The following is a 17,180-nucleotide window of genomic DNA, read 5'->3' on the forward strand; positions in this document are numbered from 1 at the left end:
AACCACGTCCCTTGTAGTACAGGGGATGTGGTTTTTTTGTTACCTAAAAAATTTGAAAGGATGACATACATGTTAGACATTAAATTATTTAGAACGAGCCCAGAATACGTGAAAGAAAAAATCGCTTTACGTGGTGATGATACATCTGTTGTAGATGAGGTATTAAACCTCGATACACAACGCCGTGAATTGATTCAACAAACAGAAGAGTTAAAATCAGAGCGCAATAAAGCCTCTGAGGCGATTGCACAAAAGAAACGTAATAAAGAAAATGCGGACAATGAAATTAAAGCCCAACGTGAAGTTGGTGAAAAAATTAAAGCGATTGATGCAGAATTAAAAGAAGTGGATACTGCATTACACGATAAATTATCTCGCATTCCTAACTTAATTCATGATGACGTTCCTCAAGGCGCAGACGATTCTGAAAACGTGGAACAAAAAAGATGGGGAACACCAAGATCATTCGACTTTGAACCTAAAGCGCATTGGGATCTCCTAGAATCTCTTAAAATGGCAGACTTTGAACGTGCTGCAAAAGTAGCCCGTGCACGTTTTGTTTTCTTAACAGGTGAAGGTGCGAAATTAGAACGTGCGATAATGAACTACATGTTAACGAAACATACAACACAACACGGTTACCGTGAAATGGTAGCGCCTCAACTCGTGAACCCGAAAACAATGTATGGTACAGGCCAACTACCAAAATTTGAAGAAGACTTATTTAAAGTAGAAAAAGAAGGATTATATACTATTCCAACAGCAGAAGTACCTCTTACAAACTTCTACAGTGATGAAATTATCCAGCCGGGAGTCTTACCTGAGAAATTTACAGGTCAAACTGCATGTTTCAGAAGTGAAGCGGGTTCTGCAGGACGTGACACACGCGGTCTTATCCGTTTGCATCAATTTAATAAAGTAGAAATGGTACGTATCGAAAAACCAGAAGACTCTTGGAATGCGTTAGAAGAAATGACAAGTCATGCGGAAGCGATTTTAGAAGAACTTGGTTTACCGTATCGTCGCGTGATTTTATGTACAGGAGATATTGGTTTTGGTTCTAGCAAAACATACGACTTAGAAGTATGGTTACCAAGCTACAATGACTATAAAGAAATCAGTTCTTGCTCTAACTGTGTAGACTTCCAAGCGCGTCGTGCGAATATCCGTTTCAAACGTGATAAAGAGGCAAAACCAGAATATGCGCATACACTCAACGGTTCAGGACTTGCGGTTGGCCGTACATTTGCAGCGATTGTTGAAAACTATCAAAATGAAGATGGCTCAATTACTGTGCCAGAAGCACTTGTTCCATTTATGGGTGGTCAAACAGTCATCGAAGCTCTTTAAATTAAATAGATAAATAAAATAAAAGCTAAGACATCAACAGCGTGTCTTAGCTATTTTGATGTTGATTATTATGAGTAGGGGAGGGGAAAAGTTAGGGTTTAAACGCTTTTATATATATAAATTGTCTGAAAATTAAGGTGCATTAAAATGTTGTAAATTCAGCGTTTTTAGACATTCTTCAGTCTAACGTAAGACAAACTTCACGCTGACCTTGTAGAAATTTGATGTTGTTTATAATAAAATGGGTTTAATTTTTATGAAGGGGGTAGAAGAGATGGCTTACGTGACGTTCAAACAAGGGATTAAAGATTGTATCCCGACGTTACTCGGATATGCGGGTATAGGATTTTCCTTTGGCATTGTCGGTGTAGCTTCAGGTTTTGGCGTATTAGAAATTGCGCTTTTATCTATACTTGTTTATGCAGGTGCAGCGCAATTTATTATTATTGCGCTCATGGCTGTGCATACCCCCGTTTGGATTATTGTGCTTACGGCTTTAGTCGTGAATAGTCGCATGTTTTTACTCAGCATGACGCTTGCGCCAAGTTTTAAAAATGAACCTTTGTGGCATCGTATCGGCATGGGTACATTGCTCACTGATGAAACTTTTGGTATTGCCATCGCCCCGCATTCTAAAGGAGTGTTTATAGGGCGTCAGTGGATGCATGGTATCAATCTAACGGCTTATCTTTTTTGGATTTTGATTTGTATTTTGGGTGCCTTGTTAGGAGATATTTTACATAACCCGGAAGCGCTAGGTTTAGATTATGCCATTATTGCGATGTTCATCTTTCTAATGCTAAGTCAATTTGAAGGCGTGACAAAAACTAAACTGCGGATATATCTCTATCTCGTAGGTATCGTGACAGTGATGATGTTACTGTTAAGTGTAGTGATGCCGTCTTATATCGCTATTCTATTATCATCAATGCTTGCGGCATGTGTAGGGGTGGTGATGGAGCGATGATGTATATCTTATGGACGATTATTTTATCAGGTGTTGGGACGTTGATTTTACGTATTACACCGTTCATCGCGATTTCAAAATTAGAACTTTCTGATCGCATCATTCAATGGCTCTCTTTTATTCCCATCACGTTATTTACAGCACTAGTTGTAGATGGCTTCATCCTGCAACAACAAGGACAATGGGGTTATCAGTTCAATTGGATTTTTCTATGGAGTGCGTTGCCGACCGCACTGGCTGCATTACTCTCTAGAAGTTTGACTGTTACGGTGATTGTCGGTATTGTTACTGTCGCTATACTTCGACTATTTTTGTCGTATTAAAACAATTTGCAAGAATATTCTGAATGCGTTATGATAACTAATAATTGAATAGAACAAGCTTATTAAGAGAAGTTGAGGGATTTGGCCCTGTGATGCTTCAGCAACCACTTAGAAATAAGTACGGTGCTACAACCAACGAAAGAATCGAGTGATAAGTCGTTTATCGTTAATTTGAGTTGTATTGTCGTACTTAGGCAATACAACTTTTTTATATTTTTAGAGGGAGGGCATACTTTGGCGGAATATAAAGTAGATACGTTATATTTAGGAGAATTTACGATGGAATCTGGAGAAACGATAAATAATTTACAATTGAGATATGAACATGTCGGTCATCCGGGGCAACCCCTCGTTTTGGTTTGTCACGCCTTAACAGGTAATCATTTAACTTACGGTACGGAGGAACATCCGGGGTGGTGGCGCGAAATAATCGATGGGGGTTATATGCCTTTTCACGACTATCAGTTTTTGACATTTAATGTGATTGGAAGCCCGTTTGGTTCTAGCTCTCGTCTCACGGAAGAAAACTTTCCTATGCGACTGACGATTCGAGACATTGTCCGTGCGATTGAGCTCGGCTTACAAGCATTGCAATTTGAAAAAATAGAAGTATTGATTGGTGCTTCACTCGGTGGGATGCAAGTGATGGAGTTATTATACAATCAGAAATTTATTGTAAAAAAAGCAGTTATTCTTGCCGCAACTGCTAAAACCTCGTCTTACTCCCGAGCTTTCAATGAAATCGCACGTCAAGCGATTCATTTAGGGGGTAGGGAAGGCTTAAGTATAGCACGTCAACTGGGGTTTTTAACTTATCGCTCTTCTAAAAGTTATGAAGCCCGCTTCACGCCTGACGAAGTCGTAACATATCAAAAACATCAAGGCGATAAATTTAAAAATACGTTCGATTTAAACTGTTACCTGACACTGCTCGACGTCTTAGATAGTCATGATGTGTTCCGTGGGCGCGAGGATGTCTCTGACGTTTTTCAATCCTTAAATACAAAAGTGTTAACGATGGGTTTCACGGATGATTTATTATATCCAGACGATCAAGTCGCAGCGCTAGGAGAGTACTTCCAATATCATCGTCATTTCTTCGTGCCAGATAATGTCGGACATGATGGTTTTTTACTTAACTTCAATGATTGGGCCCCGTATTTATATCACTTTTTAGAACTTTCAAGATTCAGACGCTAAACTTAGACGAATATGTTACATTTTTGTTATAATTATGTAAATGAGGTGCACAGAGGTGGGCTGTATTTGAGTTGAAATAACTGAAATACAGCTCCACTATTGTTAACAATCTATTACAAAGCTTATTGTGGGTAACCTCCTCTTCGTAAAAGCCTCAATACAACTATTTTAAGCTTGTCAAAATATAGATGGTAAAAATGAAAGCGATGAAAGAGAGGGACACTCAATTTAATGCGCCCTTTACATCGCCATAGTTTCACTTTGACGTCTGTTGTAAACCCTTGTCAAAGCCTGTAAAATAGTGACTATAAATCTAAGTTTGGAAGTGGCGTTATTGTTTTCGAAAATTAAACCTAAAGAAACCCTTTTAGGTACCTTAGCCTTAATTGTGGTAGCTTTAGTCATGCATTTTATGCCAGTGCTAGGCGTTATCATTATCTTTTTTGCACCGCTTCCAGGAATCATTCTTTGGTACCGCTCTAAATATTCATTCGGTTTTGCAGCGCTCATTTCGATTATGGTTGCAACACTGACGGGGAGTTTGTTTGTACAAACCTTTATGATTATTTTACTCCTCGCGAGTTTAGTCATTAGTCAGTTATTAATCCAAAGAGTTTCTAAGGAACGCATATTGTATATTGTCACGATGGTGACGAGTATTGTGACGTTAGGTGCAATGATGATTTTACAAAGCATCAGAATGTTTCCCTATGCGCATGAATTGTTAGAACCTTATAGAAAAGTTGTTAACGAAGCAATTCGAATAGAAAATTTAGATGCCCAATCTTCAAAAGTGTTGGAAGCATCTGTAGAACAAATGGCAATCCAAATGCCAGCGTTTATTGTAGTGGGTCTCACGTTGTTCTTTATGTTGTCGTTACTCATTATTTTTCCGATTTTACGTCAATTTAAAGTAGCAACGCCGGTATATCGACCTTTATATTTATGGCAATTAAGTAAATCTATCTTTATTATATATGCCATTGCTTTGCTCGTAAGCATTGTGACAGAACCATCAACAACGGCTCAAAGCATCAGTTTAAACTTTATCATCGTCTTAGGTTTCTTACTTGTCATTCAAGGTTTAAGTTTTATTCATTATGCTTGTACACTTAAAAAGTTTCCAATAGGTGTGACAGTCCTTTTAATTATTGTAGGGATTTTCGCATATCCACTTACACGCCTGATTGGCTTGTTAGATCTTGGATTAAACTTAAAAAGCATGCTTAAAAAACGTTGAGAGGTGACAAAATGAAACGTCAATCGGTAAAGAAATCGTTACTCTTACCTTTTATATTGATTACGTTAATCGCGATTGCCAGTGTTGGTGTAAGCTTTTTCTTTAGTGTCGTATTTGGTTTTATCGCTGCGATAACACTGTTTATCGTGTTGATTGTGTGTGCTTTTTTATTTAGATGGACGTTTAAAAAACTAGATACGTACTTAGAAGATTTAAGTGGAAAAGTGACATTAGCGAGCAATCATGCTGTTAAAAATATGCCAATTGGGATTATTGTGTTAAACCAAAATGACCAAATCGAATGGATGAATCAATTTCTATCAGAACGGACAGAGCGTAACGTTATTTCCGATCCAATCAATGAAGTGTATCCCAACATACTGAAGCAATTGGATAAGGCGAAAGAAATTGAACTCACGCAAAATGGCTATACCTATCGTGTGAAATATTCCAAAAACGAAGGGATTTTATATTTCTTAGACATTACAGAAGAAGCGGAAATTAACAAAGCCTACGAAGATGAGCAACCGATTATCGCAACACTCTTTTTAGATAACTACGATGAAATTACGCAAAATATGAATGATACGCAGCGTTCTGAAATCAACTCTATGGTGACACGTGTGATTAGCCGATGGGCACAAGAACATAACGTTTATTTTAAGCGTTACAGTTCTGATCAGTTTGTGGCTTACTTGAATCGTCGGATTTTGCGTGAAATCGAGGAAACCAACTTTGATATTTTAAGTCAGTTGCGTGAAAAGAGCGTCGGCTATCGTGCACAGTTAACGCTCAGTATTGGGGTTGGGGAAGGATCAGAAAACTTAATCGATCTTGGCGAAATGTCGCAATCTGGCTTAGACTTAGCTCTAGGACGTGGGGGAGACCAAGTGGCGATTAAAAGTGCGAACGGTAATGTGCGCTTTTACGGCGGTAAGACTGACCCGATGGAAAAACGGACACGTGTGCGTGCTCGAGTGATTTCTCACGCGCTCAAAGATATTTTACTTGAAGGCGACAAGGTCATCGTGATGGGGCATACACGACCGGATTTAGATGCGATTGGGGCAGCAATCGGTGTCACACGTTTTGCGATGATGAATAACCTCGAATCCTATATCGTTCTCAATGACTCAGATATCGATCCGACATTACGTCGTGTGATGGACGAAATCGATCAAAAACCTGAGCTCAAAGAACGTTTTGTCACATCAGATGAAGCGTGGGATATGATGACGAGCAAAACAACTTTAGTCATTGTAGATACGCATAAACCTGAAATGGTCATCGATAAAGATATTTTAAATAAAGCGAACCGTAAAGTCGTCATCGATCATCATCGACGCGGGGAAGACTTTATCGCCAATCCTTTATTAATTTATATGGAACCTTATGCAAGTTCTACAGCTGAACTTGTGACGGAGTTGTTAGAGTATCAAACGACAGAACAACGTTTGACACGTTTAGAGTCGACAGTGATGTATGCGGGTATTATTGTAGATACACGTAATTTTACGCTTCGTACGGGTTCACGTACCTTTGATGCGGCGAGCTATTTACGCGCGCACGGCGCAGATACGATTTTAACGCAACATTTCTTAAAAGATGATATCGATACGTATATCAAACGTTCAGAGTTAATACGTACGGTGAATCTGCAAGACAATGGCATCGCGATAGCCCATGGCGACGAGGATCAAATTTATCATCCTGTGACAGTGGCTCAAGCTGCAGATGAATTGTTAAGTTTAGATGGCGTTGAAGCCTCATACGTGGTCGCTAAGCGTGAAGATGATGTTATCGGGATCTCTGCCCGCTCTCTAGGTGAATTTAATGTGCAGTTGACGATGGAAGCGCTTGGCGGGGGCGGTCATTTAACAAATGCCGCGACGCAAATGAAAGACGTTACCGTCGAACAGGCCATTGAACAATTACAAACAGCCATCCAAGAACAAATTGATAGGAGTGATAATGCATGAAAGTAATTTTCACACAAGATGTTAAAGGTAAAGGTAAAAAAGGTGAAGTTAAAAACGTACCAGTCGGTTACGCAAACAACTTTTTAATTAAAAACAACTATGCGGTCGAAGCGACACCTGGAAACCTTAAAAAGTTAGAACAACAAAACAAACGTATTGAAAAAGACAAACAACAAGAATTAGACGATGCGAAAGCGTTAAAAGCTCAATTAGAAGATCTTGAAGTCGAAGTCACAGCAAAATCAGGAGAAAGCGGTAAACTCTTTGGTTCTGTGAGTACGAAACAAATCGCAGAAGCATTACACAAACAACATGGCATCAAAATAGATAAACGTAAAATGGAACTTTCACATGGTATTCAAGCGTTAGGCTATACGAACGTGCCAGTGAAACTTCATAAAGATGTAGAGGGCGTTATTCGCGTGCATACAGTTGAGAAATAAAACTTTCTCATAATTTATGATTTAAGGGAGTAGGATAGAAATCGATGAGATTTCAAGATTCTACCCCCTTAATTTTTTTGTGAACCACTATGAATAGTGGTAAAATATGTAAAGTATCTAAAAGGACGTAAGGGAGGTTAATCGCATGGATGGAATGTATGAGCATCAACAAATGCCCCATAGCAATGAAGCGGAACAATCCGTGTTAGGTGCGATATTTTTAGATCCAGAATTAATCGCTTCAACGCAAGAAATTCTTTTGCCGGAATCTTTTTATCGTACTGCACACCAACATATTTTCCGTGCGATGATGAACCTAAATGAAGACGGTAATGACATTGACATTGTGACAGTGCTCGACCGTTTGACACAAGACGGGGTCATCAGTGAATCGGGTGGGCCTCAATATCTTGCTGAAATCACATCCAATGTTCCGACGACGCGTAATATTCAATACTATACAGACGTCGTCTTTAAAAATGCAGTGAAGCGTAAGTTAATCCATACGGCGGATAGGATCGCGAACGATGGATATAACGAAGAGTTAGATATTGATACTGTATTAAATGATGCAGAGCGACGCATTTTAGAATTGTCTTCGACACGTGAGAGCGACGGGTTTAAAGATATTCGAGACGTTTTAGGCCAAGTGTATGATAATGCTGAAGCCCTCGATCAAAATAGCGGGCAAACCCCTGGGATTCCAACAGGTTATCGTGATTTAGACCAAATGACGGCAGGATTTAATCGTAACGATTTGATTATATTAGCGGCACGTCCATCGGTAGGTAAGACTGCTTTCGCACTAAATATTGCGCAAAAAGTGGCCACGCATGAAGACCAATATACCGTAGGCATTTTCTCACTTGAAATGGGGGCGGACCAGTTAGCAACGCGTATGATTTGTAGCTCTGGGAATGTCGATTCGAATCGTTTACGGACAGGAACAATGACTGAAGAAGACTGGAATCGCTTTACGGTCGCTGTCGGGAAATTATCTCGTACGAAAATTTTCATCGATGATACCCCTGGGATTCGCATTACAGACTTGCGCTCGAAATGCCGTCGTTTAAAACAAGAGCACGGACTTGATATGATTGTGATTGACTACTTGCAGTTAATCCAAGGCAGTGGCTCACGTGCGTCAGATAACCGTCAACAAGAAGTCTCTGAAATTTCTCGTATGTTAAAAGGGATTGCTCGTGAACTTGAGTGCCCGGTCATTGCCCTTAGTCAGTTATCACGTGGGGTAGAACAACGTCAAGATAAACGTCCGATGATGAGTGACATACGTGAATCAGGATCTATTGAGCAAGATGCGGATATTGTTGCCTTTTTATATCGTGATGATTACTACAATCGTGGCGAAGGAGAAGAGGATGACGATGACGGAGGATTTGAACCCCAAACGAACGATGAAAACGGTGAAATTGAAATCATCATCGCCAAGCAACGTAACGGCCCGACCGGTACAGTGAAACTACACTTCATGAAACAATATAATAAGTTTACAGACATTGATTATGCCCACGCTGAAATGGGATAATAATACAATATAAAAATATTTTTCCGTACATTAAGCAAATTTTTGTTTTTAATGTACGGATTTTTGTTCTTTTCCAAAGCCTGATTTCAACTTAAGTATGTTTTTGAAGAATTCTAGTTTTTGTCTTAAATAAGCTTATTATGCGCTGTGACAAGGTTAAATGAGATTTTCTAATATGTTTTTCTTAAGAGATGATTCTAAAATTTAACGTTCGTTTTTTGGTTTGCATTCCAACTGTGAGACTGGTAAAATACACTTTGGTTAATTGAGAAAACGTTGGAGGTGCTCTTATGTCATCAATCGTAGTAGTTGGGACACAATGGGGAGACGAAGGAAAAGGTAAAATTACAGACTTTTTAGCAGAACAAGCAGATGTCATTACACGTTTTTCAGGCGGTAATAATGCAGGACACACAATCAAGTTTGACGGTGAAACGTACAAATTGCACTTAGTACCCTCAGGTATTTTCTATAAAGAAAAATTATCTGTTATTGGTAACGGTGTGGTTGTAGATCCTGTTGCATTATTAAAAGAATTAGACGGATTAAATGAACGTGGGGTTGCAACTGATAACTTGCGCATTTCGAACCGTGCTCACGTCATCCTTCCATACCACTTAAAGCAAGACGAATTAGAAGAAGAACGTCGTGGTGATAATAAAATTGGTACGACGAAAAAAGGGATTGGCCCAGCCTACGTCGACAAAGCACAACGTATAGGTATTCGCATGGCAGACCTGTTAGATAAAGAAGTATTCGAACAACGCTTAAAAGAGAATTTAGCTTATAAAAATGATTACTTCCGAGGTATGTTTGAACAAGACGCACCTTCATTTGAAGAAATTTTTGAAGAATATTACGAAGCGGGTCAACGTTTAGCACCTTACGTGACAGATACTGCAAAAGTTTTAGATGATGCATTTGTCGCAAATGAAAAAGTATTGTTCGAAGGGGCACAAGGTGTCATGTTAGACATCGACCACGGGACATATCCATTTGTCACTTCAAGTAATCCTGTCGCAGGGAACGTGACAGTAGGTACTGGCGTAGGTCCTACACAAGTTTCAAAAGTCGTTGGCGTATGTAAAGCTTACACATCACGTGTCGGCGATGGTCCATTCCCAACAGAACTTTTCGATGAAGATGGCCATCACATTCGTGAAATCGGCCGTGAATATGGAACAACAACAGGTCGTCCTCGTCGTGTCGGTTGGTTTGACTCAGTCGTGTTACGTCACTCACGCCGTGTGAGCGGTATTACGGACTTATCTATCAATTCGATTGATGTTTTAACAGGTTTAGATACAGTAAAAATCTGTACAGCTTACGAATTAGACGGTAAAGAAATTACAGAATACCCGGCGAACTTGAATGATTTAAAACGTTGTAAGCCAATTTTTGAAGAATTACCAGGTTGGAAAGAAGATATTACAGGCGTACGTAGTCTAGACGAATTACCAGATAATGCACGTCGCTACTTAGAACGCATTTCTGAATTATGTAACGTCCACATCTCTATCTTCTCTGTCGGTCCTGACCGTAATCAAACGAATATCGTTGAAAAACTATGGATTTAATCTTATAGAGGGAAGTCTAACCGTAACGTTGCGGTTAGACTTTCCTATTTTTGTTTTACATGAAGAAAAGACGCATATTAGCGCGATTTAGACGTGGATTTGTCATTGTGATGACGATCAAGTGCCGCCATATGTAAATCATGAATCATCGCAATCAGTGGTCGAATAATCATTTGAATACTTCCGATGACAAACAGTACGGTGCCTTGAAAAACAGTTGTCTCTGAGAAAAATAAAAAGCTCCCAATTAAAAAGATGAGACCTAACACAACATCATTCAGTTGGTAGAGGGCTTTATAAATAAATGATTTCGCATTTTTTTGTTCACTAAAGTTGAGTTGAGCTTGTGGCTTTTTTGGCATTTTATCTGTACCTCCTCGTATTGTTTGATTTACTTTACCCGTTATTAAAAATAAAACTGACATTATGAGAGGACTTTTAGTTGAGGAACCCCCCCTTTAAATGTGAAAAATGTCTGATATTATAGTAAACTAACGCTTCACGCCATAAGTGAAACATATTGATATGACAGACTTTTGAGTGTGTTTTTAAACAATGTAAAGCGTATGTGAAAATTTATTGAAAAAAATTTAAAAATTGTCTTGCACTCAGGAAATGGGGGTGCTATAATCAATCTTGTGTTCAAAAGAGGCTCCTTGGTCAAGCGGTTAAGACACCGCCCTTTCACGGCGGTAACACGGGTTCGAGTCCCGTAGGAGTCACCATGATATGGTCCCGTAGTGGAGCGGTTTAACACGCCTGCCTGTCACGCAGGAGATCGCGGGTTCGATTCCCGTCGGGACCGCTAATTGCTCATCCAAATATGGATGGGCATTTTTTTATACGTAAATATAGGAAAATGTGAGTACGATATAAAGAGCAATGGGTTAAGTTGGAACAGACTTAATGCCGTTGTTTTTTTATTTGAAGCAGAAGAGATTCAAGTAAATAGATAGAATTTGCCCTTTAGAAGTGATACATTATAAGGTATAGGATTATGCCAATTGGAAACGTATAATTTTGCACTTTAATATGAAATGGGGTCAAAGCATATGGCAAGAAAAGTAGTCGTAGTCGACGATGAAAAACCAATTGCAGATATATTAGAATTTAATTTGAAAAAAGAAGGTTACGAAGTCTACGTCGCTTACGATGGTGACGACGCCGTAGATTTAATTTACGAACAAGAACCGGACATCGTTTTATTAGACATTATGTTACCTGGACAAGACGGTATGGAAGTCTGCCGCGAAGTTCGAAAAAAATACGATATGCCAATCATTATGTTAACAGCCAAAGACTCTGAAATTGATAAAGTTTTAGGGCTCGAGCTAGGCGCGGACGACTATGTGACTAAACCTTTCAGTACGCGCGAATTAATTGCACGTGTGAAAGCCAACTTACGTCGTCATTATACACAACCGACACAAGAAGCTGAAGCGCAATCTAATGATATTGCGATTAAAGATATTGTCATCTACCCTGATGCGTATTCCATTAAAAAACGTGGCAAAGATATTGATTTAACACATCGTGAATTTGAATTATTTCATTATTTAGCCAATCATATGGGACAAGTTATGACACGTGAACATCTGCTTCAAACGGTCTGGGGTTATGATTACTTTGGTGATGTACGTACAGTTGACGTGACGATTCGCCGCTTACGAGAAAAAATTGAAGATGATCCCTCTCACCCGGATTATATAGTCACACGTCGTGGTGTTGGTTATTTTCTTCAACAACATGATTAGAGGATGATGCTTAATATGAAGTGGTTAAAACAATTTCAATCCCTTCACACTAAGCTCGTTATTGTCTACGTTTTACTCATCATTATCGGTATGCAAATTATCGGTCTTTATTTCACAAACAGTCTTGAAAAAGAAATGACCGAGACATTTAAGACAAATATCTCCCAAAATGCGAAACAAATAGAGCTCAGTATCGAGAAAATATATGCGGATGAAAATGGGGCGACAAACACCCAAAAAGATATTCAAAATTTATTGAATGAGTACGCCAACCGTAATGAAATGATTGAAATACGTTTCATCGATACAGATCAAATCATTTTAGCGACTTCGAAACAATCGAATCGTCATATGATCAATCAAAAAGCGAATGAAAGTTCCATTCAAAAAGCACTGTCACTTGGGCAAGAAAATTCAGACACAGTACTTAAAGATTATGGTGAAGGAAAACAACGTGTCTGGGTGAAAAATATGCCTGTGACCACAAGTGAAGGAATTATTGGCGATATTTATATCGAATCCAATATCAACCAAGTCTATGACCAATTAAGCAACATTAACCAAATCTTTATCGTCGGAACTTTAATTTCTCTTATCATTACAGTGATTCTCGGGTTCTTTATCGCACGGACGATTACAAAACCGATTACAGATATGCGTAACCAAACGGTAGAGATGTCAAAAGGGAATTATACACAGCGTGTTAAAATCTACGGCAATGACGAGATTGGTGAGTTGGCGCTTGCCTTCAATAACTTGTCAAAACGTGTACAAGAAGCACAAGCCAATACCGAGAGTGAAAAGCGACGTCTAGATTCTGTCATCACCCACATGAGTGACGGCATTATTGCGACAGACCGACGGGGCCGTGTCCGTATTATTAACGATATGGCACTTAAAATGCTCGGTAAAATGAAAGAAGATGTTACAGGACAACATATTTTCGATATTTTAGACTTACGGGATACTTATACTTTAGAAGAGTTGAGTGAGGAACATGATAGCTTTCTCCTCGACATTAACGAAGAAGAAGGCATTATTGCCCGGGTGAACTTTAGTAACATTGTGCAACATACGGGCTTTGTCACGGGTTATATTGCCGTACTCCACGATGTTACAGAGCAACAACAAGTCGAAAAAGAACGTCGGGAATTCGTGGCCAACGTGTCGCACGAGCTCCGCACCCCATTAACTTCTATGAATAGTTACATCGAAGCGTTAGAAGAAGGGGCTTGGAAAGATGAATCCATTGCGCCACAATTTTTATCTGTCACACGTGAAGAAACCGAGCGTATGATTCGACTCGTGAACGATCTCCTTCATTTATCAAAAATGGATAATGAAACCGAACAAATCACAAAAGAAATTGTCGACTTTAATCTATTTATCAATAAAATTATTAACCGTCATGAAATGTCCGCCAAAGATACAACCTTTGTCCGCGACATTCCACAACAATCGATCTTTACAGAAATTGATCCAGACAAAATGACGCAAGTATTTGATAACGTCATTACGAATGCGATTAAATATTCTCGAGGTGAAAAACGCGTGGAGTTTCACGTGAAACAAAATGCGGTTCATAATCGATTAACGGTACGCATTAAAGATAACGGCATCGGGATACCGATTAACAAAGTCGATAAAATATTCGACCGCTTTTTCCGAGTGGATAAAGCGAGAACGCGTAAAATGGGCGGGACAGGTTTAGGCCTCGCCATTTCAAAAGAAATTGTCGAAGCCCACAACGGACGTATTTGGGCTAACAGTGTGGAAGGTCAAGGTACGTCCATATTCATTACGTTACCATGTGAAATGATAGAAGATGGTGATTGGGATGCGGATTAGAGAGTTAATCAAATCTATCATCTTAACCCTCCTCGTCATTTCGAGTCTCGTCTTAACGTTCATGATATGGAACTTTTCACCCGATGTGAACGACACTTACAGTGATACGAATAAAGAAAATACGAAGGCGATTGGTATGCGTTACGATAAAGATGCGGGCCAAGTGATGACTCCCTTACAAATGATACATGTGGATGGGGAGAAGATGGAAGGTGCTCCAGCGACCCCTTATGTAAATGATTTCGCCAAGTTATTCGATAAACATCACATATCGAAAGTTGAAGAATTTCAAAATGATAACGGCCTTGCATTAAATACGTTAAGTGATCGATTAATCATTTTTGACTACCCGACAGACACCCCGCTTGCGATGTATTTGAATGAAGTGATGAACGTCCCGGCAAAAGTTCCGGCGAATTTTAAGTTTAACCGTATTATTTTAGATATTGGGCAGCGTCAAAAAGTAGACGCTTATGCGATTGATGCTGAGCGACATCGTGCGATTCGAATGCGTACCAACGTTTCTGTTAAGACGATTAATCAATATTTAAGTAATATGTCCTCGAGCTTAGAATCGTATACAGATATATTGACGGATCAAACAACAGTCAATAATGCGACGTATTTATATGCGCCGAAAGAACCGAAAGATTTACGCACGTACCGTACGATTTTTAGTAATATCAATGTCGAAGATTTAAATTCAATCTTATTTGACGATACGCCTATTGTGCGAACAACGAAAAGTGGCAACACGACTTACAATAACAATACAGGCATGGTCAATTATGATGCGAACAAAGAAACCTACAGTTATACGAATTTATCCGAAGACGAACATAGTACAAGAGATATGAATGTCGGGATACCAAGAACCTTTGATTTTATAAATAAACATGGTGGGTTTACAGACGATTTTCGTTTGTTTAAAGCCAATAGTGACAAAGGTGAAATGGTCTACCAAATGTTTGTCAACGGTCGACCGATTTTTGACTCAACCATTCGTAACCAAATTAAAGTCATTTGGGGCGAACGAGGCATCTTTGAATACAGTCGAGGATTGTTGAAGACAAATGTGACGGTCGATAACGGTGAAAAACCGAAAGTCTTACCAGAAGCTGAAGAAGTTCGCTCTGAGTTAGCAAGTAATGGGCGCGTGGATTTTGGCAAAGTGCAACTGATGACAGTTGGTTACCGTATGGTGACGAACAATGCATCCAGTGATGGCCTTGAAATTCAGCGCAATAGTCAATTTGTGCCCACGTGGTATATTAAGTATAATCATGCGTGGTATGAATTCAGAGATGGGGAGTTGATTAAACCGTGAACTGGCAACGTGCAAAAACCCTTTTCATTATTGTCTTCTTCCTCGCGAATCTCTGCTTAATTTATATTTACGTAGATAAAGTGAACAAATCACATGTAGATGATTCTGATAACGAAAATGCGGTGAATTTCGAACAAGAAAATATTAAACTGCCGAAAGATATGCCGAACGTAGAAGGTGTGAAAATGCGTTTAATAACCGCAAATTCCCACAATTTCGAAAGTGAAGCCAAAGATGATGACAAAGCTGATACAAGTAATGACGGCTTTACACTGACGCAAAAAATGGATAAAGCCGTGAATGTGAATGAAGATCCGATTTCTACCCTGAAACCGTATATCGATGCGAATGTATACGGGGGAACGGGCTATCAATATCATGAAACAAAAGACGGTAAAATCATCTATGAACAAACGTATGACGGTTATCCAATTATGAATAACAATCGTGCCCGCCTCTCATTCGATGTGGATGGGAAGAAAGTAAAATCCTATACACAGTCAACGATGGAAGACATCCGTCCGTCTAAAGGCGAGAATAACCAACCACGTGATGTCCTTAGCGCACGAGAAGCGATTGAAACGCTATACTACAACCAATATTTAAAATCAGGTCAATCTGTAGACAGTATTCGTTTAGGCTACTACACTGTCGTAAAAGAAACGAATGTACAAGTCTTACAAGCGAACTGGGAAATTACCGTCAATAAAAATGGAAAACCTCATACGTATTACGTTGAAGCGGTATCGTCAAATCCGCAAATTACAGAATAATAGAAAGGGTGGTCACTTGATACGAATGAGTGTCCTCGCAAGTGGGAGTACAGGTAACGCCACTTATGTAGAAAGTGATAAAGGGAGTTTGTTAGTCGATGTCGGCTTAACAGGCAAGAAGATGGAAGCACTTTTCGATCAAATCGACCGAAAAATTTCAGATTTAAACGGAATCCTTGTCACACATGAACATTCCGACCATATTAAAGGGTTAGGCGTGCTCGCAAGAAAATACAACTTGCCCGTCTATGCGAATGAAAAAACGTGGACGTGTATCGAAAAGAAAGATTCACGTATTCCGTCTGCACAAAAATTTATTTTCAATCCATATGAAACAAAATCTATTGCGGGATTTGATGTTGAGTCCTTTAATGTTTCACATGATGCGATTGATCCGCAGTTTTATATTTTCCATAATGACTATAAGAAGCTAACGATGATTACGGATACAGGCTATGTGTCTGACCGTATGAAAGGAATGATTCGAGGAAGTGATGCTTTTATTTTTGAAAGCAATCACGACGTCGATATGTTGCGCATGTGTCGTTATCCTTGGAAGACGAAACAACGTATTTTAAGTGATATGGGTCACGTTTCGAATGAAGATGCGGCACATGCGATGACAGATGTCATTACGGGTCAGACGAAACGCATTTACTTGTCGCATCTTTCACAAGACAACAATATGAAAGATTTGGCGCGCATGAGTGTCGGCCAAATTTTACGAGAACATGATATTGATACCATCAATGAAGTGAAATTATGCGATACAGATAAAGCACAAGCGACACCGATTTATACATTGTAACGACACGAAGGGTTAAAAACGAGAGAAGGCGTTTTTAACCCTTTT

At 39.3% G+C, this 17,180-nt stretch carries 15 protein-coding genes, 2 tRNA genes, 1 riboswitch and 1 other annotated feature (1 of these 19 running past the window's edge); of the genes, 16 read left to right on the top strand and 1 reads right to left on the bottom strand.

Annotated features, from left to right (window positions below; all coding sequences use genetic code 11):
• Positions 1 to 15 (top strand) — a binding site (T-box leader) (it extends 170 nt beyond the left edge of the window).
• Positions 16 to 69: 54 nt separating this feature from the next.
• From serS to PYW36_RS00090, 9 genes are all read left to right on the top strand, one after another.
• Positions 70 to 1,350, top strand: a complete 1,281-nt coding sequence (gene serS / locus PYW36_RS00050) for a serine--tRNA ligase (protein ID WP_103159123.1) — start codon at positions 70 to 72, stop codon at positions 1,348 to 1,350.
• 274 nt (positions 1,351 to 1,624) lie between these two features.
• Positions 1,625 to 2,317 carry an AzlC family ABC transporter permease gene (locus PYW36_RS00055; RefSeq protein WP_037575308.1) on the top strand — a complete coding sequence of 231 codons (693 nt, stop codon included), beginning with the start codon at positions 1,625 to 1,627 and terminating at the stop codon, positions 2,315 to 2,317.
• The gene (locus PYW36_RS00060) at positions 2,314 to 2,640 is read left to right on the top strand and encodes an AzlD domain-containing protein (protein WP_103159122.1); all 327 of its coding nucleotides are present in this window, start codon (positions 2,314 to 2,316) and stop codon (positions 2,638 to 2,640) included. The genes PYW36_RS00055 and PYW36_RS00060 overlap by 4 nt, the downstream gene beginning before the upstream one ends.
• A 56-nt stretch (positions 2,641 to 2,696) precedes the next feature.
• Positions 2,697 to 2,798, top strand: a riboswitch (SAM riboswitch).
• A gap of 76 nt (positions 2,799 to 2,874) precedes the next feature.
• A complete protein-coding gene (metX, locus tag PYW36_RS00065; RefSeq protein WP_103159121.1) occupies positions 2,875 to 3,840 on the top strand; it encodes a homoserine O-acetyltransferase MetX in 966 nt (321 codons plus the stop codon).
• A gap of 334 nt (positions 3,841 to 4,174) precedes the next feature.
• Positions 4,175 to 5,080, top strand: a complete 906-nt coding sequence (locus PYW36_RS00070) for a DUF2232 domain-containing protein (RefSeq protein WP_037575303.1) — start codon at positions 4,175 to 4,177, stop codon at positions 5,078 to 5,080.
• A gap of 11 nt (positions 5,081 to 5,091) precedes the next feature.
• Positions 5,092 to 7,059, top strand: coding sequence for a DHH family phosphoesterase (locus PYW36_RS00075; protein WP_103159120.1), 1,968 nt, complete (start codon positions 5,092 to 5,094; stop codon positions 7,057 to 7,059).
• Positions 7,056 to 7,502 (top strand): 50S ribosomal protein L9, encoded by a 447-nt coding sequence (rplI, locus tag PYW36_RS00080; RefSeq protein WP_103159119.1) that lies wholly within the window; start codon positions 7,056 to 7,058, stop codon positions 7,500 to 7,502. Before PYW36_RS00075 ends, rplI begins: the two co-directional genes overlap by 4 nt.
• Before the next feature lie 145 nt (positions 7,503 to 7,647).
• Positions 7,648 to 9,048, top strand: coding sequence for a replicative DNA helicase (gene dnaB / locus PYW36_RS00085; RefSeq protein WP_103159118.1), 1,401 nt, complete (start codon positions 7,648 to 7,650; stop codon positions 9,046 to 9,048).
• 290 nt (positions 9,049 to 9,338) lie between these two features.
• On the top strand, positions 9,339 to 10,625 hold the full coding sequence (locus PYW36_RS00090) for an adenylosuccinate synthase (protein WP_103159117.1): 1,287 nt from the start codon (positions 9,339 to 9,341) through the stop codon (positions 10,623 to 10,625).
• Positions 10,626 to 10,702: 77 nt separating this feature from the next.
• Here PYW36_RS00090 and PYW36_RS00095 read toward each other — a convergent pair whose 3' ends face one another.
• The gene (locus tag PYW36_RS00095) at positions 10,703 to 10,987 is read right to left on the bottom strand and encodes a YrhK family protein (protein ID WP_051604985.1); all 285 of its coding nucleotides are present in this window, start codon (positions 10,985 to 10,987) and stop codon (positions 10,703 to 10,705) included.
• Between the two features lie 288 nt (positions 10,988 to 11,275).
• Here PYW36_RS00095 and PYW36_RS00100 point away from each other — a divergent pair.
• The 7 genes from PYW36_RS00100 (at position 11,276) to PYW36_RS00130 (ending at position 17,135) form a co-directional block, all read left to right on the top strand.
• Positions 11,276 to 11,350 (top strand) — tRNA-Glu (locus tag PYW36_RS00100).
• 6 nt (positions 11,351 to 11,356) lie between these two features.
• Positions 11,357 to 11,430 (top strand) — tRNA-Asp (locus PYW36_RS00105).
• Positions 11,431 to 11,677: 247 nt separating this feature from the next.
• Positions 11,678 to 12,379 carry a response regulator YycF gene (gene yycF / locus PYW36_RS00110; RefSeq protein ID WP_037575295.1) on the top strand — a complete coding sequence of 234 codons (702 nt, stop codon included), beginning with the start codon at positions 11,678 to 11,680 and terminating at the stop codon, positions 12,377 to 12,379.
• A 15-nt stretch (positions 12,380 to 12,394) separates the two neighbouring features.
• The gene (gene walK, locus PYW36_RS00115; RefSeq protein WP_037575294.1) at positions 12,395 to 14,227 is read left to right on the top strand and encodes a cell wall metabolism sensor histidine kinase WalK; all 1,833 of its coding nucleotides are present in this window, start codon (positions 12,395 to 12,397) and stop codon (positions 14,225 to 14,227) included.
• Positions 14,217 to 15,554, top strand: a complete 1,338-nt coding sequence (locus PYW36_RS00120) for a YycH family regulatory protein (protein ID WP_037575291.1) — start codon at positions 14,217 to 14,219, stop codon at positions 15,552 to 15,554. Before walK ends, PYW36_RS00120 begins: the two co-directional genes overlap by 11 nt.
• Positions 15,551 to 16,327, top strand: a complete 777-nt coding sequence (locus PYW36_RS00125) for a two-component system regulatory protein YycI (protein WP_103159116.1) — start codon at positions 15,551 to 15,553, stop codon at positions 16,325 to 16,327. The genes PYW36_RS00120 and PYW36_RS00125 overlap by 4 nt, the downstream gene beginning before the upstream one ends.
• Before the next feature lie 25 nt (positions 16,328 to 16,352).
• A complete protein-coding gene (locus tag PYW36_RS00130; RefSeq protein ID WP_037575285.1) occupies positions 16,353 to 17,135 on the top strand; it encodes an MBL fold metallo-hydrolase in 783 nt (260 codons plus the stop codon).
• Positions 17,136 to 17,180 lie beyond the last annotated feature (45 nt).

It is taken from the genome of Staphylococcus chromogenes (assembly GCF_029024625.1).
GTDB lineage: Bacteria > Bacillota > Bacilli > Staphylococcales > Staphylococcaceae > Staphylococcus > Staphylococcus chromogenes.